Origin of the sequence: Sorangium sp. So ce204, from assembly GCF_051526795.1 — a bacterium.
In the GTDB taxonomy this organism is placed as follows: Bacteria; Myxococcota_A; Polyangia; order Polyangiales; family Polyangiaceae; genus Sorangium; species Sorangium cellulosum_B.
This window is the reverse complement of record NZ_CP150317.1, coordinates 6,272,104-6,291,453: the sequence shown is the minus strand read 5'-3', so window position 1 is coordinate 6,291,453 and position 19,350 is coordinate 6,272,104. Positions and strand designations below refer to the sequence as shown.

General features: G+C 71.2%; 16 protein-coding genes. 10 read left to right on the top strand and 6 right to left on the bottom strand.

Annotated features, from left to right (window positions below):
* Positions 1-2: 2 nt before the first annotated feature.
* Together WMF22_RS23370 and WMF22_RS23365 are read right to left on the bottom strand one after the other, a co-directional pair.
* A complete protein-coding gene (locus WMF22_RS23370) occupies positions 3-1,088 on the bottom strand; it encodes a hypothetical protein (RefSeq protein ID WP_437301295.1) in 1,086 nt (361 codons plus the stop codon).
* A 30-nt stretch (positions 1,089-1,118) separates the two neighbouring features.
* Positions 1,119-4,313, bottom strand: coding sequence for a TonB-dependent receptor (locus WMF22_RS23365; protein ID WP_438037080.1), 3,195 nt, complete (start codon positions 4,311-4,313; stop codon positions 1,119-1,121).
* Positions 4,314-4,579: 266 nt separating this feature from the next.
* Here WMF22_RS23365 and WMF22_RS23360 point away from each other — a divergent pair, with 266 nt between their 5' ends.
* The 8 genes from WMF22_RS23360 (at position 4,580) to bioB (ending at position 11,917) form a co-directional block, all read left to right on the top strand.
* Positions 4,580-5,368, top strand: coding sequence for an energy transducer TonB (locus WMF22_RS23360; protein WP_437301293.1), 789 nt, complete (start codon positions 4,580-4,582; stop codon positions 5,366-5,368).
* A 189-nt stretch (positions 5,369-5,557) separates the two neighbouring features.
* Positions 5,558-6,274: a MotA/TolQ/ExbB proton channel family protein gene (locus tag WMF22_RS23355; RefSeq protein ID WP_437301292.1), complete on the top strand. Its 717-nt coding sequence runs from the start codon at positions 5,558-5,560 to the stop codon at positions 6,272-6,274.
* Positions 6,275-6,385: 111 nt separating this feature from the next.
* A complete protein-coding gene (locus WMF22_RS23350) occupies positions 6,386-6,802 on the top strand; it encodes an ExbD/TolR family protein (protein ID WP_437301291.1) in 417 nt (138 codons plus the stop codon).
* A 5-nt stretch (positions 6,803-6,807) separates the two neighbouring features.
* On the top strand, positions 6,808-7,254 hold the full coding sequence (locus tag WMF22_RS23345; RefSeq protein ID WP_437301290.1) for an ExbD/TolR family protein: 447 nt from the start codon (positions 6,808-6,810) through the stop codon (positions 7,252-7,254).
* Between the two features lie 168 nt (positions 7,255-7,422).
* Positions 7,423-8,808 carry a phosphomethylpyrimidine synthase ThiC gene (gene thiC, locus WMF22_RS23340; protein ID WP_437301596.1) on the top strand — a complete coding sequence of 462 codons (1,386 nt, stop codon included), beginning with the start codon at positions 7,423-7,425 and terminating at the stop codon, positions 8,806-8,808.
* Positions 8,805-9,512, top strand: a complete 708-nt coding sequence (locus WMF22_RS23335) for a thiamine biosynthesis protein (protein ID WP_437301289.1) — start codon at positions 8,805-8,807, stop codon at positions 9,510-9,512. The genes thiC and WMF22_RS23335 overlap by 4 nt, the downstream gene beginning before the upstream one ends.
* A 121-nt stretch (positions 9,513-9,633) precedes the next feature.
* Positions 9,634-10,686, top strand: coding sequence for a type IV pilus twitching motility protein PilT (locus WMF22_RS23330; protein ID WP_437301288.1), 1,053 nt, complete (start codon positions 9,634-9,636; stop codon positions 10,684-10,686).
* A gap of 181 nt (positions 10,687-10,867) precedes the next feature.
* On the top strand, positions 10,868-11,917 hold the full coding sequence (bioB, locus tag WMF22_RS23325; RefSeq protein WP_437301287.1) for a biotin synthase BioB: 1,050 nt from the start codon (positions 10,868-10,870) through the stop codon (positions 11,915-11,917).
* Here the strand turns inward: bioB and WMF22_RS23320 are convergent.
* The 4 genes from WMF22_RS23320 to WMF22_RS23305 all read right to left on the bottom strand — a co-directional run bounded on the left by WMF22_RS23320 (position 11,859) and on the right by WMF22_RS23305 (position 16,674).
* Positions 11,859-13,616, bottom strand: coding sequence for a mechanosensitive ion channel family protein (locus WMF22_RS23320; RefSeq protein WP_437301286.1), 1,758 nt, complete (start codon positions 13,614-13,616; stop codon positions 11,859-11,861). The two genes, bioB and WMF22_RS23320, sit on opposite strands and share 59 nt — an antisense overlap.
* A gap of 172 nt (positions 13,617-13,788) precedes the next feature.
* Positions 13,789-14,979, bottom strand: coding sequence for an HRDC domain-containing protein (locus WMF22_RS23315; RefSeq protein WP_437301595.1), 1,191 nt, complete (start codon positions 14,977-14,979; stop codon positions 13,789-13,791).
* Between the two features lie 17 nt (positions 14,980-14,996).
* Positions 14,997-15,989, bottom strand: a complete 993-nt coding sequence (locus WMF22_RS23310) for a matrixin family metalloprotease (RefSeq protein WP_437301285.1) — start codon at positions 15,987-15,989, stop codon at positions 14,997-14,999.
* Positions 15,976-16,674 carry a hypothetical protein gene (locus WMF22_RS23305; RefSeq protein WP_437301284.1) on the bottom strand — a complete coding sequence of 233 codons (699 nt, stop codon included), beginning with the start codon at positions 16,672-16,674 and terminating at the stop codon, positions 15,976-15,978. The genes WMF22_RS23310 and WMF22_RS23305 overlap by 14 nt, the downstream gene beginning before the upstream one ends.
* A 123-nt stretch (positions 16,675-16,797) precedes the next feature.
* Here WMF22_RS23305 and WMF22_RS23300 point away from each other — a divergent pair, with 123 nt between their 5' ends.
* A complete protein-coding gene (locus WMF22_RS23300) occupies positions 16,798-17,580 on the top strand; it encodes a thiazole synthase (protein ID WP_437301283.1) in 783 nt (260 codons plus the stop codon).
* Positions 17,581-17,881: 301 nt separating this feature from the next.
* On the top strand, positions 17,882-19,147 hold the full coding sequence (locus tag WMF22_RS23295; protein ID WP_437301282.1) for a glycosyltransferase: 1,266 nt from the start codon (positions 17,882-17,884) through the stop codon (positions 19,145-19,147).
* Positions 19,148-19,350: the final 203 nt, after the last annotated feature.

The following is a 19,350-nucleotide window of genomic DNA, read 5'->3' as shown; positions in this document are numbered from 1 at the left end:
GCCTATTTCAGGGCGGGGATGGAGTCCGCGTCGAGCACGCACAGGCCCGCGCCGGCGTCGCACTTCACCTTGAGCTCCGGGGAGATGCGAGCATTCACGCAGAGGGCGTCATCGCCCTTGTCCGTGGGGATCGGATCGCCCCCGGGCTCGGGATTCGGGGCGTAGACCCGGCAATCGATGGCCGGCCAGACGCCGACGACCTTGTACGTCGCCGAGCAGCTCTCCTCCGAGTAGGTGACCTCTGCCTCGAATTGATTGCCGAGGTTGGCGGCTGTCACGAACACGCGCATGTTGCGCCACTCGAGCTTGTGCGATCCCAGCGCCACCGGCGGTACGCCGCCATCCCCGCCGTCGCCACCGTCGCCGGCACCACCGGCTCCGCCAGCGCCGCCTTCCCCGGCACCACCGGCTCCGCCAGCGCCGCCTTCCCCGGCGCCACCGGCACCGCCGTCGCCGGTACCACCGGCTCCGCCAGCACCGCCGTCGCCGGTACCACCGGCGCCACCGTCGCCGGTACCACCGGCTCCGCCAGCACCGCCGTCGCCGGTACCACCGGCTCCGCCAGCACCGCCGTCGCCGGTACCACCGGCTCCGCCAGCACCGCCGTCGCCGGCACCACCGGCGCCGCCCTCGCCGCCAGCGCCGCCCTCGCCGCCGGGCAGCAACACCACCTCGGCGGGATCGAACGTCGGCACCGTGCAGATCTCGTTGTCATCCGGTTCGCGCGCCGCGAAGGCACCGATCGCGAACGGGTTGAGATCCGGGTTCGGGTCGATCGCGGCGCCGCCGCGGGACCAGGTGCCGAATTCCAGGGTCTGGATCGCGACGAGCTTCTCGCTGTCGGGGAGCTGGTCGCCATTCTCGTCCCGAGTGTACACCTGCATCCCGACCAGCTCGACAGTCCCGTCCTTCCGAGCACACGGGCCCTCGGCATCCCCGTCGATCCGGGTGAACCTCGTCGCGAACGGGGACGCGAGGGCGCCGCCGACCGTGCACTCGGGCTTGGGCTGCGAACAGCCCGGAGACATCGCCGCGAGCGGTGAGAGCGCCGCGAGCCCTGCCATCCAAACAAGCCATCGCTTCTTCATCGCTTGCATCCTTTCCCGCGCGCGACGCGCCTAGAACGTCACCCGCGCGCCGAACCGGAACTGCCGCGGCGTCTGGAACTGCGTCGGCTCACCGTAGTTCGGGTTCACGGCCTTGGGATCGAGCGGCTCGCCGGTGTTGTGGTTCTTCACGCACGTCGAGCCGCTGCTCGGGTTCAGATCTTCCTTCGTTCCACCGACGCAGGGGTCGACGTACTCGGCCGTGTAGCGCTCGTCCACCTGGACGGTCTCCTGGAAGTTGAAGATGTTGAAGACATCCATGGTGACGGTGAGCTCGCTGTCCTTCGCGAGCTTGACCGAATAGCCGATGTGACCGTCGACGTTGTGGATCCAGGGGAGGCGGCCGCCCTCGCCTCGAGGCAGGATGAACGCCTCGTCGGTGCCATACAGGTAGTGCGCTCCCCAGGCGCCGATGGGGGCGCCCGAGCGGGACCTGTACGTGAGGCCGAGGTCGAGGACCATGCCCTTCGGGAGCTCGATCGCCTTCGCGCCGTAGACCTTGATCTCGTGCGTGTTGTCGCCGGGCAGGGCCCCATCGCGGTTGACGAGGAGCGACGCCAGATCGAACTCCGTGTTCATGTTCGGATCGAGCTGGTCGGTCTCGGGCTTGAAGAGGCCCGGATAGTTGCCTCGCAGGTACGACAGCGTATAGCTCACCTGGGCGAGCCACAGGTCGGAGAAGGTCTTGTTGAAATAGAGGGTCAGCGCGTCGTAATCGCGCCTCGCCTCCGCGAAGTCCTTGGCGATCCCCTTCCCGGGGTTGCCGATGAAGTAGGTGTTCGCCTCGTCCCGGCTCATGTCCTCGATGACGTTGTTCATCCAGCGCTTCGTGTACAGCGCGCCGACACGCCCGTTCGGGATGACCTCGTACTCGCCGCCGATCACGATCTCGTCGGACGACTGCGGCTCGAGGTCCGGATCCACCGGGGCCTTGCCGCCGCCGAACGTGAACCAGTTCCTGTTCGGGTCGTGGTTGAAGGCCCCTGCGGCGCCGAAGGCCTCGTCGTAGGGAACCCGGCTGTCGTCGTTCCGGCACTGGCCTTCACCATAACCCGTCGCGTCCTCGGGGTCCCCAGGGTTACAGCCGCTGGCGCCCCCGCGGTGGGAGGAGCGGATGTACCGCTCGTCGCCGAACGTGCGATCCATGATGTCGAGGGGGACGCTCTCGTAATACCGCGCGTAGTTCGCGAACACCTTCGACCGGCCCTCCTGCGTGATGTCGTAGACGACGCCCACGCGCGGAGACCACTGGTTCGCGAGCGCCAGCCCGAGCGTGCCGTCGCTCGCGTACAGGTACTGCGCGTCGTAGCGCAGGCCGATGTTCAACGTCACCCGGTCGAGGATGCTCCAGCTGTCCTGCGCGAAGGCGCCGATCGTCGCCCCGAGCGACGACACCGTGAGCTTGTCCTGGATCACATAGTCCCTGGCGCCGGGGCCGGTCGTCAGGCCGTCCGGACCGGTCAGGAAGCCGAACTGTCGCTCGTCGCGGGACATGTCCCCGCCCGCCTCCTCCACGTAGGTGGTGCCGCCCGCGTACGCCTTGATGTGCTTGTACGTCGTGATCTCGCCGTCGATGCCGGCCTTGACCACGTGGTGCCCGAGCCCCTCGAAGATGCTCGTCACCATCGCCTTCAGCTGGAAGCGGTTGAGCGAGGCGTCATCGATGAAGTCGGGGCCGCCTTGCCAGTACTCGCGCACCGCGCAGGGCACCGCGGCGATCTCGCCGGTCTGCGTCGTCAGCGGCTTGCACATGGCCCGGGCCTCGGGCGAGAGCTTCTCGAAATCGTAGATCGAGTACGGGGTCGGGGCGTACCGCTGCCAGACCATGAGGGGCACGCCCGCCAGGCCCTCGTGCGTCCCGAGCTCCGAGCCGTCCGGGGGCAGCCGCGCGTTCCGCTGGCCGTGCCAGCCGAGGGTCGCGTCGAGCAGCAGGGTCTTGTTCTTGAACGCGGACGACCACTTCAGCGCGACGTCGGTGGACGACGCCACGTACTCGTGCGCCATCGCGCCATACTCGCCGGTGATGTTGGAGAGCTCGGTCAGGCCCCGCTGCGGGTCGAACCCGAACGTGCCCTTGCCGCCCGAGGTGGAGGGCGAGCCGTAGACCGAGAGCGCGACGCTGTGGTCCGGATCGATCTGGTAGGTCAGCTTCCCGAGGTACTGCAGCGTCTGCTCCTCGGCGCGGTAGAAGCGCTGCGTCCCCGGCAGCCGGTCGACGACGTTGAGCCCGGTCCTGGGATCCGTCACCGGCTCGAACGTGGTGGGGTCGTAGCGCGTGGCGAACAGGTTGCGCTCCAACGAGCTGCTCTTGAACGCGAGATCGGCGCCCGCGTAGAACCAGAGCTTGTCCTTCAGGATGGGGCCGCCGACCTCGAACCCGTAGTCGCGGATCGACGACAGGGTCTCGTCCGTCTGGATCGTCTCGCCCTGGCGGCGGACCGCCTTGGGCGCGCCCTCGAAGATGCCGGGCGCGATGTTGAAGAAGACCGAGCCCTGGAACGCGTTGCCGCCGCTCTTCGTGATGACATCGAGGACACCCCCGGTCGCGCGGCCGAACTCGGGCATGTACCCGCCGGCCACCACGTTGACCTCCTTGATGAACTCCATGGTGAGCGGCGTGCCGATGATCCCGTAGGCCGGGTCGTTCACCGACAGGCCGTCGATCACGTACTGGTTCTCGGGGGAGGAGGTGCCGGCGATGGACGTGCCGAAGTTGTCGGCCTGCGCCCCGGGCGTGGTCGCGGCGACCGACTCGAAGGAGCGGGTCGTGGCGCCCTTGCCCGTGGGGGGCGAGACGGCGATGCGCCGGGTGAAGTCCTGGGTGATGCTCTGGCTCACGCTGCTCGAGCCGACGTCGACCGTCGGCGCGCGGCCGACAACGACGATCTCCGCCGCCTTGAGCGCCTCCGGGAGCAGCTCGACGTTGACGCGGATGGTCGTCGCGGCGCGGACCGCGATCCCGCCGCGCGCGTACGGCTTGAACGTGTCCTTTTCGAAGCGCAGTGTGTAGTCGCCCGGCGGCAGGTTCGGGATACGGTACTGGCCAGTGCCGTCCGTGACGACCAGCTGCTCCCCTTGCAGCGCTGGCGATGTCGCCGTCACGACCACATCGGCGGCCGGCGCCCTGTTCGACGCGTCGACTACCCGCCCGAGGAGCACGCCGCTGCCCGTCTGCGCGAACGCAGGGTACGCGGTCAACAAAGTCATCGCGAGCAGCAGCAACGCCGCCCACGGCCCCAACGGCGCACGTGAGCGCCCTCCGTGTTCCAGCCTCTTTTCGAGAAACTTCACGGAATTCCCTCCAGAAATGTATGCCCCTCGAGTCCTTCCTTACCCTAGACAGGAATCGCGCCAGACAATAGACTTTTTTGTAGGACTCGCGCGCTTGTACACTCCGGGTAGGCGCCGCACGCTTCCATACGTCGCGGCTTCTCTACCTCGATCGGCTCGAGTCCTAGGAGTTACGACCCCTCATGTTCGACTCGGTACTCGGTCGCGCTACCGCCACCCAGGGGCGGCTAGGGACGGGGACAGCGCTCTCCATCATCGCCCACGTGGCGGTCGCGGGGGCCATCCTCTGGCAGGCCACGCGTCCTCGCACCGAGAAGCCGAAGGACGTCGAGGTCACATTTTTCGCCCCGGCGCCGCCGCCGCCTCCTCCTCCGCCACCGCCGCCTCCGGGCGGCGGCGCGAAGCGCCCGGCGAAGGTGGAGCGCATCGAGCAGCCGAAGCCCGTCAAGACGCCTGACACCATCTACGACATGCCGGAGAAGCCCAAGGCCAAGGCGCGTGAGCCAGAGCCAAAGCCGGAGCCGGTCAAGGAGGATGCGCCGGAGCAGCCGGACGGCGTCGAGGGGGGAGTCCAGGGCGGCGTTCAGGGCGGCACCGTCGGCGGCGAGGTCGGCGGCGAGGTCGGCGGTCAGCTGGGCGGCAAGGTCGGCGGCCAGGTGGGCAGCACGGCGCCGCCGCAGAACGTGGTGCTGGCGTTCGGCGCCGGAATGACCCGCCCTTCGAGGATCGCGGGGCGCGACCCGCAGTACACGCGCGAGGCGCTCGCCGCGCGCGTCGAGGGGCTCGCGATTGTCAAGTGCATCATCAAGCTGGACGGCTCGCTGACCGGCTGCCGGATGGCCAAGTCGCTTCCTCACATGGATCGGGCGATCCTCGATGCGCTCGCGACGCATCGCTACACCCCCGTCATGTATCAGGGGCGCCCGGTCTCGGTGGACTACGTGTTCCCCATCCGGCTCAAGCTCCCTTGACGTCCGGGCGCGCAGGGGTGTTATTGAGCCGCTGGAGTATGTAGTGGAGAAGGGTACGGGTAGGTCGGCGCTGCGGTGCTGCCGAGTCCGCTCGGTATCCACAGAGGTGCTGCTCCAGCAGCACCAGGGGTGTTGCTCCAGCAGCACCAAAACCACCACGCGACATGGGGCGCCGGGAGGCGCGAGACGATGCAATTCACGTTGAACGAGCTATGGGGCCACATGGGGCTCTTCGCGAAGCTGATTGTCTTCGCGCTGGCCATCATGTCCGTTGCGTCGCTGATCGTCCTGGGCGAGCGCCTCGTCGTGTCGTTCCTGTCGCGCGCCGCCTCCCGCGCGTTCGCGGCGCGGGTCGGGCCGATGCTCGCCCGGGGCGAGCTCGAGGGGGCCTGGACCGCCGCGCGGCCTGGCGGCGAGATCGGCTATCTCGGGCGCGTCATCGGCGCCGGGCTCGCCGCTTATGCCTCGAGCGCGCCCTCGCGGCTTCCGGCGCAGGGGCACGAGCGCGACGGCGTGTTCGAGTCGGTCTCGCGGGCGCTCGAGCGGCAGGCGCAGCGCGAGGTGCTCAGCCTGAAGCGAGGTTATGGCCTGCTCGCCACGGTCGGATCCACGGCGCCTTTCGTCGGGCTGCTCGGGACGGTCATGGGCATCGTGACGGCGTTCCAGCAGATGGCGGCCGCTGGCTCCGGCGGCCTCGGCACCGTCTCGGCGGGTATCGCGGAGGCGCTCATCACGACCGCCTTCGGGCTGATCGTCGCGATCCCGGCCGTCATGGGCTACAACTATCTCCAGGGTTGGGTCGAAGCCCGGGCGATCGACATCTCGGAGTCGTCGAACGAGCTCCTCGACGTCGTGGCGAAGCGGCTCGACGGGCGCCTCGCGCCGGCCGCCGAAGAGGCTGCTTGACAGGGGACCCGCGCGACACCCCGCGCGCCTCTCCGCGGAGCGCGGCGCCCGGCGCCTCGCGCCCGCGGCGCGGCGGGCGGTGACGCGCCCAGCAGGGAAGCGAGCGTTCCGATGGGGATGGGTGTCGGCCCGCAGAGGGGCCCCAAGAGCGAGATCAACGTCACGCCGCTCGTCGACGTCGTCCTCGTCCTGCTCATCATCTTCATGGTCGTCACGCCGATGCTCCAGCGCGGCAAGGACGTGAAGCTGCCGCAGGCCGCGGAGGTGGACGAGGAGAAGAAGGAGGTGGACCCGCTGATCCTCTCCGTGACGCTGGAGAAGACGGTGTGGGTCGAGAACGACAGGTACGATGACGCCGGGCTCGCCGAGCGGCTCTCGCGCGAGTTCGCGGCGCAGCCGGGGCGCAAGGTGCTGGTCAAGGGGGACCAGCGCCTCTCGTTCGGCGACGTCCGCAGGGTGATGGAGACGGCGCGCAAGTCGGGCGCGAAGAGCGTCTCGCTGGCGGTCGAGGAGCGGAAGGGGAGATAGCGGCGATGAGCGCGAAGAGGAAGTTCGTCATCAAGCCGGCGGTGCCCCTGAACTCCGACATCAACGTGACGCCGCTCGTCGACGTCGTGCTGGTGCTGCTCATCATCTTCATGGTCGTGACGCCGCTGCTCGAGAAGGACATCGGCGTGCGCGTGCCGGACACCGAGCAGGTCAAGCAGGACACCCCGCCGCCGCCCGACCAGCTCGTCGTCCGGGTGAGCGCGCAAGGTGAGCTGCGGGTGAACGACGCGCGGGTCGAGCGCGCCGAGCTCGTGGGCGCGCTCAGGCCGCTGATCGAGCGCTACAGCAGGCCTCAGGACAGGATCGTCTTCGTCGTCGCCGACGACGGCGCCGTCTACGGCACCGTCGTGGAGGTGCTCGACGGCGCGAAGGCCGCCGGCGCCCAGACGCTCGGCATGATGACCGAGCTCCCCGAGGCGCCGCCGCCCTGACGGCGGCGCGCGCGTGGACAGCGGCGCGCTCGCGGCGAGCGCTGGGCGAGCGCTGGTGGAGGCGCGCTTTCTCGCCGCCTCGAGGTCGGGCGGCCAGGCGCGACGCGGCGCTTGCGTCGCGCGCGGTCGCGACCTAAACCGCCCACCTCGAAAGCGAGGTCGTCGATGTTGCGGTCCGAATGGGTGAGCAAGCGCGCCGGGAGCCCGAACCAGAGCCAGATGCACTTCGCGAGGAAGGGCGTCGTCACGGAGGAGATGGAGTACGTCGCCCGCCGTGAGAAGCTCGCGCCCGAGCTCATCCGCAGCGAGGTCGCGCGCGGCCGGATGATCATCCCCGCGAACAAGAACCACCTGAACCTCGAGCCGATGTGCATCGGCATCGCGTCGCTCTGCAAGGTGAACGCGAACATCGGCAACAGCCAGACCACGAGCGACGTGAGCGGCGAGCTCGAGAAGCTGCGCTACGCCATCAAGTACGGCGCAGACACCGTGATGGACCTGTCGACCGGGGGCGACATCGACGGCATCCGCCGCGCGATCATCGCGGACTCCCCCGTGCCGATCGGGACGGTGCCGATCTACCAGGCGCTCGAGGCGTGCAAGGGCACCGCCAAGATGACGGCCGCGGACCTCATCGACATGCTCGAGCACCAGGCGAAGCAGGGGGTCGATTACTTCACGATCCACGCGGGCGTGCTGCTCGAGCACCTGCCGCTCGTGAAGGGCCGGATCACCGGCATCGTCTCGCGCGGCGGCTCGATCATGGCGCAGTGGATGATCGAGCACCACAAGCAGAACCCGTTCTACACCCACTGGGACAAGGTGCTCGAGGTCTGCGCCAAGTACGACGTCACGATCTCGGCGGGCGACGGCCTCCGCCCCGGCTGCCTCCACGACGCCAGCGACGCGGCCCAGTTCGCCGAGCTGAAGACGCTCGGCGAGCTCACGAAGCGCGCCTGGGAGAAGGACGTGCAGGTGATGATCGAGGGCCCCGGGCACGTGCCGTTCGATCAGATCGCGATGAACGTGCAGAAGGAGATGGAGCTCTGTCACGAGGCGCCGTTCTACGTGCTCGGCCCGCTCGTCACCGACTTCGCGCCTGGCTACGACCACATCACGAGCTGCATCGGCGCGACGATGGCCGGCTTCGCGGGCGCCGCGATGCTCTGCTACGTGACGCCGAAGGAGCACCTCGGCCTGCCGAACCCCGAGGACGTCAAGCAGGGCCTCATCGCCTACAAGATCGCGGCCCACGCCGCGGACGTGGCGCGGAAGCGCCCGGGCGCGCGGGATCGCGACGACGCGCTGAGCCGCGCCCGCTACGCCTTCGACTGGAAGCAGCAGTTCGCGCTCTCGCTCGATCCGGAGACGGCCCAGGCGATGCACGACGAGACGCTCCCCCAGGAGTACTTCAAGACCTCGGAGTTCTGCTCGATGTGCGGCCCGAAGTTCTGCTCGATGCACATCAACCGGGTGGTCGACGAGTACAACGCGCGGCAAGAGCCCGAGAACGCGCCCACGAAGCGGTCGCTCTCGATCCTCGATCAGCCGTGACGCAGGGGAGGGGCCGCGAGGGCGTCCGCCGCGCGCGGCGGAGGGCGCCTGCCGCGGCGCGCCTCGCCTTCGTCGCGCCCGTCGCGCTCGTCCTGCTCGCGCCCTTCGGCTGTCGCCGCGAGCAGGGGAGCGCCGCTGCGTCGGGGAGCCCCGCTGCGTCGCCCGCCTCGGCCGCCGCCTCGCCCTCCCTGGCGCCGCGCCCGCCGAGCCCTCGCCTCACCGATCCGCGCTGGCGCCTCGCCGCGGGGGACGACCCGCTGGAGTGCGCCCGGCTGGCCGAGGCCGAGGGCGCCTCCGGCCTCCTCGCCGCGCTCGACGACGGCGGCGACATCGCGCTCACGGCCCTGCGCGCGCTGCCGCACGCCGATGACGCCGACCTGGCGCTCGGGCCGCTCGCCGAGCGCGCCCGCGCGGCGTCCGGGCCGTCGCTCCCGCCGCTGCTCGAGGCGCTCCTCGGGATCGCCGGGCGGCCGCCGCGCCCGCGCGAGCCGCTCGACCCGGACGGGGCGCGCGGCGCGGCCGCGGCCCTGGTCGAGCTGGCGGGCCGGCGCGACCTCCCCTCGGACCAGCGCGCGCTCGCGATCTCGGCGGCGCGCGCGCTCGCCGAGCGGGGGCTCGTCGATCCTCTCCGTATTCCGGCAGATCTGGATCCCGAGGGCTCCGTCTCGGGCGCCGCGGGAGGCCCGGCGGCGCCGCGTCCCTGACGTCCCGCGCGGCGGCGCGGGCGCGCGGCCGTCCCGCGCGGCGGCGCGGCGCTCTGTGGGCCTTCGGTTCGTGCAGCCGCGCTTTGGGCCGGTCGGGTTCCAATTTGGTACCTTGCCCCCCGTGACGACGCCGTACACCTCCGAGGCCTTCCTCCATCAGCTCCTCGGCAAGGCGCTTGCCGCCCACGCCAGCGACATCCACCTCAAGGTCGGTCAGCCGCCGGGCGCGCGGGTGCGCGGCGACATGGTCTACTTCCGCGTCGACAGGATCCGGCCCGAGGACAGCGAGGCCGCCGCGCGGGTGCTGCTCGCCGGGCGCCCTTCGCGCGAGCTGCTCGCCACGCTCCAGGAGCTCGACGCCGCGTACGTCGTCCCGGGCCTCGGCCGGTTTCGCGTCAACATCTATCGCCAGCGCGGCTCGCTCGCGATCATCCTGCGGAGCATTCCGCTCAAGATCCCGACGTTCGAGGAGCTGGGCGTGCCCTCGGCGGTCCGGGCGATGGCGGAGCACGATCACGGCCTCGTCCTCGTCGCGGGCACGGCCGGCAGCGGCAAGAGCACGACCCTCGCCGCGTTCGTCGGGCACATCAACGCGACCGTGCCGCGCCACATCGTGACCCTGGAGGATCCGATCGAGCACGTGCACGAGGACAACCGCTCCAGCGTGAGCCAGCGCGAGATCGGCGTCGACACCGCGGATTTCCCGACCGCGCTGCGCTCCGCGCTGCGGCAGGACCCGGACGTCGTGCTCATCAGCGCGCTCCGCGACGGCGAGTCGCTGGATCTCGCGCTCCACGCCGCGGAGACCGGGCACCTCGTGCTCGCGGCGGTCAGCTCGGCGGACGTCACGCGCGCGCTCGGGCGGCTGATCGCGCTCGGCAAGAGCCCGAGCGAGGTGCGCGACCGGCTGGCCGACTGTCTCCAGGGCGTCGTCGCGCAGCGCCTGCTCCCTCGCCGCGACGGCGCGGGGGAGGTCCTCGCCGCCGAGGTGCTCGTCGGGACGGCCGCGGTGCGCGAGGCGATCCGCCGGCCGGAGGGGAGCCCGTCGCTGCGCGAGCTGATGGAGAAGGGGGTCACGCCGTACGGCATGCAGACCTTCGACGCGCACCTCAGGCAGCTCGTCGCCCAGGGGGCGATCGCCAAGGAGACAGCGAAGGCAGTGACGGCGCTCTAGAGGCGGCAATCGGGTCAAAGCCGCCGGAACGGAGCAGAATTTCGAACCGCCAAGCCCGCCAAGCCCGCCAAGACGCCGAGATATTTTCTGTTCTTGGCGCCCTTGGCGCCTTGGCGGCTCATTTCACGCTCGATCGCGCCTTGCTTGCGGCGGCGCCTCAAGCCCGGCTATGAGCGAGCCCATGCTCGAAGGGATCGAACGAGAGGCGGCGGAGCACAGGAATGGATGCAGCGGCCCGGCCGGGCACGCCCCGTCGGCGGGCGCGCCCCGCCACGACTGGACCGTCCAGCAGGCGGTGGCCCTGCACGACCTGCCGCTCTTCGAGCTGATCGACCGCGCCCGCGCGGTCCACCGCGCGTTCCACGGCGAGCACGAGGTCCAGCTCTGCACCCTGCTCAGCGTCAAGACGGGCGGCTGCCCCGAGGACTGCGCCTACTGCCCGCAGTCGAGCCACTACGAGACCGAGGTCGGGCCGGAGCGCATGCTCGACGTCGGCGCGGTCCTCGCCGCCGCGGAGCGCGCCCGCGAGGGCGGCTCGACGCGGTTCTGCATGGGCGCCGCGTGGCGCGAGGTGAAGGACGGCCCCGCCTTCGAGCGCGTCCTCGACATGGTGCGCGGCGTGAAGGCCCTCGGCCTCGAGGCGTGCTGCACGCTCGGCATGCTCACCGACGACCAGGCGCGCCGCCTGAAGGAGGCCGGCCTCGACGCCTACAACCACAACCTCGACACCTCGCGGAAGGCCTACAAATCCATCATCTCGACGCGCACGTACGACGAGCGGCTCGTCACCCTGCGCAACGTCCGGCGGGCGGGCATCACCGTCTGCTCGGGCGGCATCATCGGCATGGGCGAGTCGATCGCCGACCGCTGCGAGATGCTCGTCGAGCTCGCGCGCCTCGACCCCCACCCGGAGAGCGTGCCGATCAACGCGCTCGTGCGCTCGCCCGGGACGCCCCTCGAGAGCCTCCCCCCGGTCGATCCGATCGAGTTCGTCCGGATGATCGCGGTCGCGCGGGTCATGATGCCGCGCGCGATGGTGCGCCTGTCCGCGGGGCGGACGGAGCTCTCGCGCGAGACGCAGCTGCTCTGCATGTACGCGGGGGCGAACTCGATCTTCTACGGAGACAGGCTGCTCACCACGCCGAACCCCGGCCAGGACGAGGACCGCGCGCTCATCGAGAAGGCGGGGCTTCAGCCGATGGCGCCCGCCGCGGCGCGCGCCGCCCGTTAGCCGGGCGGCCCGCCGCGGCCGCTTCCGGCTGCGGGTGCTCCCCTCCGCGCGGCGCGACGTGCAGCGTCTGCGTCGGGTACGCGAGCCTCGATCCGGCCATGTCGATGATCTGCAGGAAGGTGATCAGCATCGCCTGCCGGAGCTCCCGGAACTCCCCGAAGTCGGTCGTCTGGAACCAGGCCATCACCTCGACGTCGAGCGACGAGGGCCCGACGCCGATGAAGCGCACGACGACGTCGTCGGGCCAGATCTTCGGGTGCTCCCGCAGCGCCCGCTCGCACTCCTCCACGATGGCGCGGAGCTGCTCGGGCGACGTGTCGCGCTCGATCCCCAGCACGCAGGCGAGGCGGATCCTGTCGCGCGCCGTGTACGACTCGATCTGGAGATCGGCCAGCTTGCCGTTCGGGATCGTGACGACGGTCCGATCGAGCGTGCGGATCCGCGTCGAGCGGAGCCCGATGCTCTCGACGGTGCCGAGGAGCGCGTCGACCTTCACGAAGTCGCCGACCTGGAACGGCCGGTCGATGCCGATCGCGACCGAGCCGAAGAGGTTCTCCACCGTCTTCTGCGCGGCGAGGGCCAGCGCGACGCCGCCGATGCCGAGGCCGGCGATGAGGCTCGCCACCGGGTAGCCGAGCTCCGAGAGCACGGCGATCACGCCGATGATCACGATCGAGACCTTCGCGATCCGCCCCATGAGCGGCACGAGCGAGCGCGCCGCGGGGTTGTCGCGCGTCGCGGGGGCGGCGAGCAGGCGGCCGCCGACGGCGTCGATCGTGCGCAGGGCGAACCAGAACACGGCGACGAAGACGCCGGCGCGCAGCACCTTGTCGAGGAACTCGTCGGCCGGCAGGTAGAGCCCGAGCCACGGGAGCGCGGCCGTGATCACGAGGAGCGCCGCCGCGAACGTGAGCGGACCGCGCGTCCCCCCGAGGAGCACGTCGTCGAGCGTGGACTCCGTCCGGACGACGAGGCGGCGGAGCAGGGCGCGGACGAGGTAGCTCAGCACCGCGCCGACGAGCCAGCTGGCCAGCGCGAGGACCGGCAGCGCGAGCCACTGCCACCAGAGCAGCTCGCGCGGGCCGGGGCGCAGGAGCGCCGGCGGCAGGTGATCGCGGAGCCAGCGATCTTCGAGCCGCGCGTACCACTCGTCGACGCGCTCCACCGTGGCGCGCGAGAAGATCCAGCGCACGCCGTCGGGCGTCGTGCGCCGCACGAGGCGCACCGGCTGGGGCCCCGTCCGCGTCGGGATCTTGCCGAGCTGCTCCACGCCCGCCCCGAGGTTGTCCTGCGTGTCCCCCTGCGGGTTCGGCGAGAGCGTCTCCACTTCCAGCCAGAGGTGCCGATCGAGCACCGCCTTGAGCTTCTGCGCGAGCGCCGCGCCGTTCGCCCTCGGCGGCACGTCCAGGTAGCGCGCGGCCTCGGCGTAGTCGCCCGCGCGGCACAGCTCGACGAAGCTGCGCATGGAGGCTCGAGGCGAGTCGGGCGCGACCGGGGTCGCCTCCGGCTCCGGGCCGACCTCGGCGTTCGCCGCGGGCGGCGGCGACGGCGGCGGCGGCGGAGCGGACAGCTCTCCGGCGCTCGCCCCCAGGAGGGCGCACCCGAACACGAGCGCGAAGGCGAGCGGGGCGCGGAGCCACATCGCCGGCGGCCAAAGGCGGAGCCGCCTCGGCGCCTTGGGATGATCGGTCGAGGGCATGGGCCCTGCTATTCCATCGCCCGGCGGCTCTGTCGACCGGGCGGCGCGCGCGCCACGTGCGCTCGCTCGCAGCGGGCTCCACGTGTCGGAGATCCCGCAGGGGATCGCGGACGCGCGGAACCGACCTGCTTAGCCGACCTGCTTGACCGACACGCGGAGCCGACGCGCGGCGCTACCTCGCGGCGGCAGGCGGCTCGCCCGGCTGCGCCGCGGCCACGAGCGCCGCGAGCGCGCGGCCGTAACGCGCGAGCCGTCCCGCGCCGAGCCCCGGGATGCGCGCGATCGCGGCGGCGATCGCCTCGTCCCCGGCGTGGCCCTCCGCCAGCGCGATCTCCGCGAGATCCTGCGCGCAGTGACCGGGCAGCACGACCTGCTCGTCCACCTTCCGCGCCTTCGCCTCGGCCCTGCGCCACGCCGCGATCCGGGTCTCCACCGCGCGCCGCGCGGCGAGCTCCTTCCTGGGCGGGCGGGCTTGCTGGAAGAGGGCGCGCTCGTCCTCGGGCACGTCGCCGTCGCTGCGCCCCTGCTCGACCGCGCGGAGCCACGCCGCGACGCACCCGGCCGCGCGGCCCGCCGCGGCCCCGCGGATGGCGCGCACGTCGTCTGCGCTGGCAGGCCTCCGCTGCGCGAGATCGAGCAGCACGTCGCTGGCGACGATCTTGAAAGAGGGCACGTCCGCCCCCTCGGCGGCGGCCTCGCGCGCCGCCACGAGCCGCCGCAGGATCGCCCGGCCCTGCGGATCGAGCGCCTGGGCCCCCTTGATGCGCGCGTACGCGGGCCGCGGATCGCGCGGCGGCCCGAGGGCGGTCGCGAGCTTGTAGGCGCACTCCTCCTCGATCTCCTCGTCGATCCCGAGGGCGCGGCTGCGCTCCGCGAGCCGCGCGCGGAGCGGGAGCAGGTGGCGCACGTCGTCGGCCAGGTAGCGCAGCTCGGCGTCCTCGATCGGCCTGCGCCCCCAGTCGTGCTGCTGGAGCTGCTTGTCGACCTTCACGTCGAGCTCCGAGAGGAGCAGCGCGGCGAGCCCCGTCGCCGCGCACCCCAGCATGCGCGCGGCGACCGAGGTGTCGTGCGCGCCACCGAGCGGCGCGCCCGCCTCGGCGAGCATGCGCGCGTCGAAGGTCAGGTCGTGCAGCACCTTGGGCGGGCCCGCGGCGCCGAGGAGCGGCGCGAGCGGCGCGACAGGCACGCGGAGCGCGTCGACGACCCCGACCGCGATGTCGTCCCCCTCGCGGAAGGCGAGCTGGACGGTGCAGAGCCGCGCCCGGTACGCGAACAGCCCGTCGGCCTCCACGTCGACCGCGAGCGCGTCGGCGCGGCTGGCGCGCTCGACCAGCCGGGCGAGCTCGCCTTCGCGCTCGACCAGGACAGGAGGGCTCTGGCTCAGCAGGCCTCCTCCCGGCCCGCCCGCGCGGCCGCGCCGCGCCGCGCCCGCACGGCAACGCCGACCAGCGCGAGCGCGGCGAGGACGAGCTCTCCGCCGCGCCCGCCCTGGCCAGCGTTGCCGCGCGGAGCCGCGGCGCAGCCCGACTCCTTCACCTCGGGCTGATCCGCGGCGCACAGGGCAGAGAAGCCGTGGCGCGGCGTGGGGTCGCAGCCCTTGATCGGCTCCCCGGGCGGGTACACCGCGCAGATCCCGTCGCGGTCGTCCTGGGAGAGGTCGCGGAGCCCCGGCCGGTAGCCCGCGACCATGGTCGCGCTGGGCTCGATCGAGTGCGAGAGCCCGAGGAAATGGCCGGCCTCGTGGGTGGCGATGCTCAGGAGGTCGAACGAGCCGCTTTCGTCGCCGTGCGAGAGCACCACGTCGAACGAGTTGACCTCCATGTCCGCGTCGTAGATCTCGCCGGTCTTGAGGTGGTAGGTGACGGTCGTGAGCGCGAGGGTGTTCCCGCTGTCGAGGTACGGCCACCCGTCGTCCCGGAACATGATGATGTTCGCGTTCGCCTTGCGCTTGTTGTACTCGTGCGCGTCGCACGCGACCGGGCCCAGGTAGGTGACCTCCATGCGCGGGGTCTGCCCGTCGCCGCAGTCGGCCTCCGTCCACGCGGCGAACGCCTGCTCGAAGATCGCCTCCGCCTCCTGGAGCGACACCTGGGCGGAGGCGTCCTCCTGGAGGGAGTAGCTCACGCAGGGCGAAGGCCAGGCGAGCGGGGTGCCGCAGTCGTTGCCCTGCGGCGGCGTGCAGACCGCCGCGGTCTCCGCCTTCCCCGACGCCGTCTTCTCCGGCGGGCAGACGCTCGTGCGGCAGAAGGCCAGGGCGTCCCCGGGGTAGGCGAGCGCCGCGGCGACGAGCGCGCTGCAGGCCGAGGCGATGGCGTGGGCGCGCGCGGGGCGGCGCGCGCCAGCGGGGCGCGGCGCGAGGTCACTTCTGCGCATGCTTCGCCTTCCATGCCTGGTTCACCGCGTCGATCGCCGTGTCGAGCGCCGCGCCGATGAGCTGCTCGCGGGCCGAGATCGCGGGGCCCGGCCGCGGCAGGACGGTCCCGCTGTCGGGGCTCGCGGCCAGCCGCCGCACGGCGACGCGCCGCGCGCCGGCCCCGCCTTCGACCCTCGGCTTGTCCTCGCCGTCGACGACGGGGTAGTGGCCCTGGGCCATCCCGGAGACGACCAGGGCCGAGCCCGCCCTGGAGACGAAGACCATCGCCTGCGCGCCGATCGCGAGCTGCGCGTCGCCCGACACGTGCTGTCCGACGTCCCCGACCACGCCCCCGAGCGTCCTGACCCAGACCTCGCCGTCGGGCTGTCCGGCCACGGCCCTGTCGATCGAGAGGCGGGTGTAGGTGACGATCCTCCTGGCCCCGCCGAGCTCTTCCCACTGGCTGCGCTGCTCGATCGCGGTCGCGACCACGACGTACGAGGCCGCGGCGACGAGCTCGTCCAGCGAGAGCTGAATGGCCACGGCCGCCTGCGCCGCGCGCGGACCGGACAGCAGCGCGCCGCGGCTCACCCCGGCGCGTTCCTGGCCGACCTGCGCATGGCTGTCCGCTGTCGGGAGGGGCGTGAGCGTGAGCGCTGGAGGCAACGCGACGAGGAGGGCTATGCCAAGAGCTCTGGGAGACATGGGCGCAAAGATACCATGCTGCCGAGCGAGGCGCGCCGGAAGCGCCGGTTTTCGTCGACGCGCTGGACCCTGTGTCCCGGTCCGACTAGCAGATCGTCTGGGTCGAGACCCGAGGAGCCTGCGATGACGAGCGACGCGTTGACGATCGGCAGATACACGTTCACTTCCCGCCTCTTCGTGGGGACGGGCAAGTACAAGGACCTGGATGAGACCCGTCGCGCGCTCGAAGCGTCCGGCGCGGAGGTCGTCACGGTGGCCCTCCGCCGCGTCAACCTGAAGGAGCGGGGCGAGGGGTCGATGATGTCGCTGCTCCAGCAGGGACGCGTCACGATCCTGCCGAACACGGCCGGTTGCACCACCGTCGAGGACGCGGTCCGCACCTGCCGGCTCGCGCGCGAGCTCGGCCTGTCCGATCTCGTGAAGCTCGAAGTCATCGGCGACGAACGGACGCTGTTCCCGGACAACGAGGCGACGCTCGAGGCGGCGCGGATCCTGGTGAAGGAGGGCTTCACGGTGCTGCCCTACTGCATGGATGACCCGATCGTCTGTCGTAAGTTGGAAGACATCGGGTGCGCGGCCGTGATGCCCCTGGCGGCGCCGATCGGCAGCGGGCTCGGCATCCGCAACCCGTACAACCTGATGATCATCCGAGAGACAGCGAAGGTGCCGGTGATCGTGGACGCGGGAGTCGGGACAGCGAGCGACGCCGCGGTGGCGATGGAGCTCGGGTGTGATGGGGTATTGATGAACACGGCCATCGCGGGCGCGCGGGACCCGATCTTGATGGCGCACGCGATGAAGGACGCGGTGAGGGCCGGTCGGATGGCGTATCTCGCGGGGCGGATGCCGAAGAAGCTCTATGCGACGGCGTCATCGCCGGAGCAGGGCAAGATCGCCGCGCTGTAGCGCGGCGCCGCGGGTGTGGCCCCGCACCACGATCTCCGCGCGCTCGCGTTCCCGGCATATTCCACCGATGCGGGAGGCGCTCGCGGGCGCGATGAGGGATGATGAACGAGCAACTCCGACGTCCAGCACGGCGCTCTTGCGGCGCCGCCACGTCAAGCGAACGGCATCCGCATGTCATGATACGCTCACCTACCTGAGCCAAAATGACACGGAACGCTCATCGCACGGTCGACACGCTGTCGTGGCGCGTCACGGCGCTCCGACGACGACCGCGGCGACCTGACGGTCCGCTCAGGAGAATATGAGCAAGCCCAACGTCTGCATGGTCGTGAACAACCTCGAGGTCGGCGGGCTCGAGAAGGTGGTGCTGAGCCTCCTCGATCGCCTCGGCGATCACGGCTTCGACCTCTCGTTGATCTGCCTCGACGGCGAGGGACGGCTGTTCTCGGAGGTCAAGCTCCCCCGCTCGAAGTGCCTCGTGATCACGAAGGACCTCCGGCCGGTGCTGCCGGGCCTCAAGAGCGATCCAGAGGCGCTGCTGTGGATCCGGCGCTTCTTTCACCAGCGCTCGGTCGATATCGTCCACGTCCACAACCGTGCTCCGCTCATCTTCGCTGGCTTCGCGGCGCGCCTGCTCCGCAATCGGCCGCTGGTCGTCTACTCGGAGCACAACCAGATCAACCGGGCGAAGGGCTTCGATCGGCGCAAGTTCGGCTACTACGCTCACCTCGCCGACGAGATGGTCGCCGTGTCGCACGACCTCAGGCGCATCCTTGTCGACGACGTGAAGGTCCGCGCGCCGGTCCGCGTCATTCACAACGGCATCGACGGGACGCGCTTCGCCCGCGCCCGCGAGAGCGGCGCGGGCGCGCGCGTCCGCGCGGAGCTCGGCATCGGCGAGCGGGAGTTCGTGTTCGGGTGCGCCGTGGTGCACATCGAGCAGAAGGGGCTCCGCTACCTCCTCGAGGCGGCGCCCGAGGTGCTGCGGCGCGCGCCGGAGGCGCGCTTCGTCATCGCCGGCGACGGCCCGCTCCGGCCGGAGCTGGAGCAGCGGGCCAGGGACGCGGGGCTCGGCGACCGGGTGATCTTCCCCGGGTATCGCTCGGACGTGCCGGAGCTCGTCTCCGCGTTCGACGCCTACGTGCTCCCGTCGCTCTGGGAGGGGCTGCCGCTCGCGCTGCTCGAGGCGCTCGCGCTCGGCAAGCCGATCGTGGCGAGCCGCGTCGGCGGCGTCCCCGAGATCGTCGAGCACGGCGTCGACGGGTTCCTCGTCCCGTCGAAGGACCCTGGTGCGCTGGTCGAGCACCTCTCGCGGGTCGCCCGCGACGGGGAGCTCCGCGAGCGAGCGCGCGCGCGCGGCCCCGCGAAGTTCACCGAGCAGTTCAGCCTGGAAGCGATGGTCGACGGGCACGTGCGCCTGTTCGACGAGCTCATCGCCAGGCGGCGCGGGGGCGACGCCCCGTCCCGGGCGCGCGCGTGGTCGACCCCCGCGGGGGCCTCCGGGCCGGCCGCTGGACGGGACGACGGCAACGGACGGGTCGGTCATCGGGTCGGTCTGGACGTGTAACGACATACGACACCAGGTGAGACTGAATCGAACCTGACCAGGGCGAATACGATGCTGAGCGAGGCAAAATGGGACATCGAACGATGCCGAGCGAGGCAAAATGGAACGCTGAGCCAGGCTGAGCGATGCTGAGCGATGCTGAGCGATGCTGAGCGATGCTGAGCGATGCTGAGCGATGCTGAGCGATGCTGAGCGATGCTGAG

Excerpts from the sequence above, each read along its gene's own strand:
- WMF22_RS23365 (WP_438037080.1), bottom strand. The coding sequence starts at position 4,313 with ATGACTTTGTTGACCGCGTACCCTGCGTTCGCGCAGACGGGCAGCGGC.
- WMF22_RS23370 (WP_437301295.1), bottom strand. The coding sequence starts at position 1,088 with ATGAAGAAGCGATGGCTTGTTTGGATGGCAGGGCTCGCGGCGCTCTCA.
- WMF22_RS23355 (WP_437301292.1), top strand. The coding sequence starts at position 5,558 with ATGCAATTCACGTTGAACGAGCTATGGGGCCACATGGGGCTCTTCGCG.
- WMF22_RS23300 (WP_437301283.1), top strand. The coding sequence starts at position 16,798 with ATGACGAGCGACGCGTTGACGATCGGCAGATACACGTTCACTTCCCGC.
- WMF22_RS23310 (WP_437301285.1), bottom strand. The coding sequence starts at position 15,989 with ATGCGCAGAAGTGACCTCGCGCCGCGCCCCGCTGGCGCGCGCCGCCCC.
- WMF22_RS23295 (WP_437301282.1), top strand. The coding sequence starts at position 17,882 with ATGAGCAAGCCCAACGTCTGCATGGTCGTGAACAACCTCGAGGTCGGC.
- WMF22_RS23320 (WP_437301286.1), bottom strand. The coding sequence starts at position 13,616 with ATGCCCTCGACCGATCATCCCAAGGCGCCGAGGCGGCTCCGCCTTTGG.
- bioB (WP_437301287.1), top strand. The coding sequence starts at position 10,868 with ATGCTCGAAGGGATCGAACGAGAGGCGGCGGAGCACAGGAATGGATGC.
- WMF22_RS23350 (WP_437301291.1), top strand. The coding sequence starts at position 6,386 with ATGGGGATGGGTGTCGGCCCGCAGAGGGGCCCCAAGAGCGAGATCAAC.
- WMF22_RS23345 (WP_437301290.1), top strand. The coding sequence starts at position 6,808 with ATGAGCGCGAAGAGGAAGTTCGTCATCAAGCCGGCGGTGCCCCTGAAC.
- WMF22_RS23305 (WP_437301284.1), bottom strand. The coding sequence starts at position 16,674 with ATGTCTCCCAGAGCTCTTGGCATAGCCCTCCTCGTCGCGTTGCCTCCA.
- WMF22_RS23360 (WP_437301293.1), top strand. The coding sequence starts at position 4,580 with ATGTTCGACTCGGTACTCGGTCGCGCTACCGCCACCCAGGGGCGGCTA.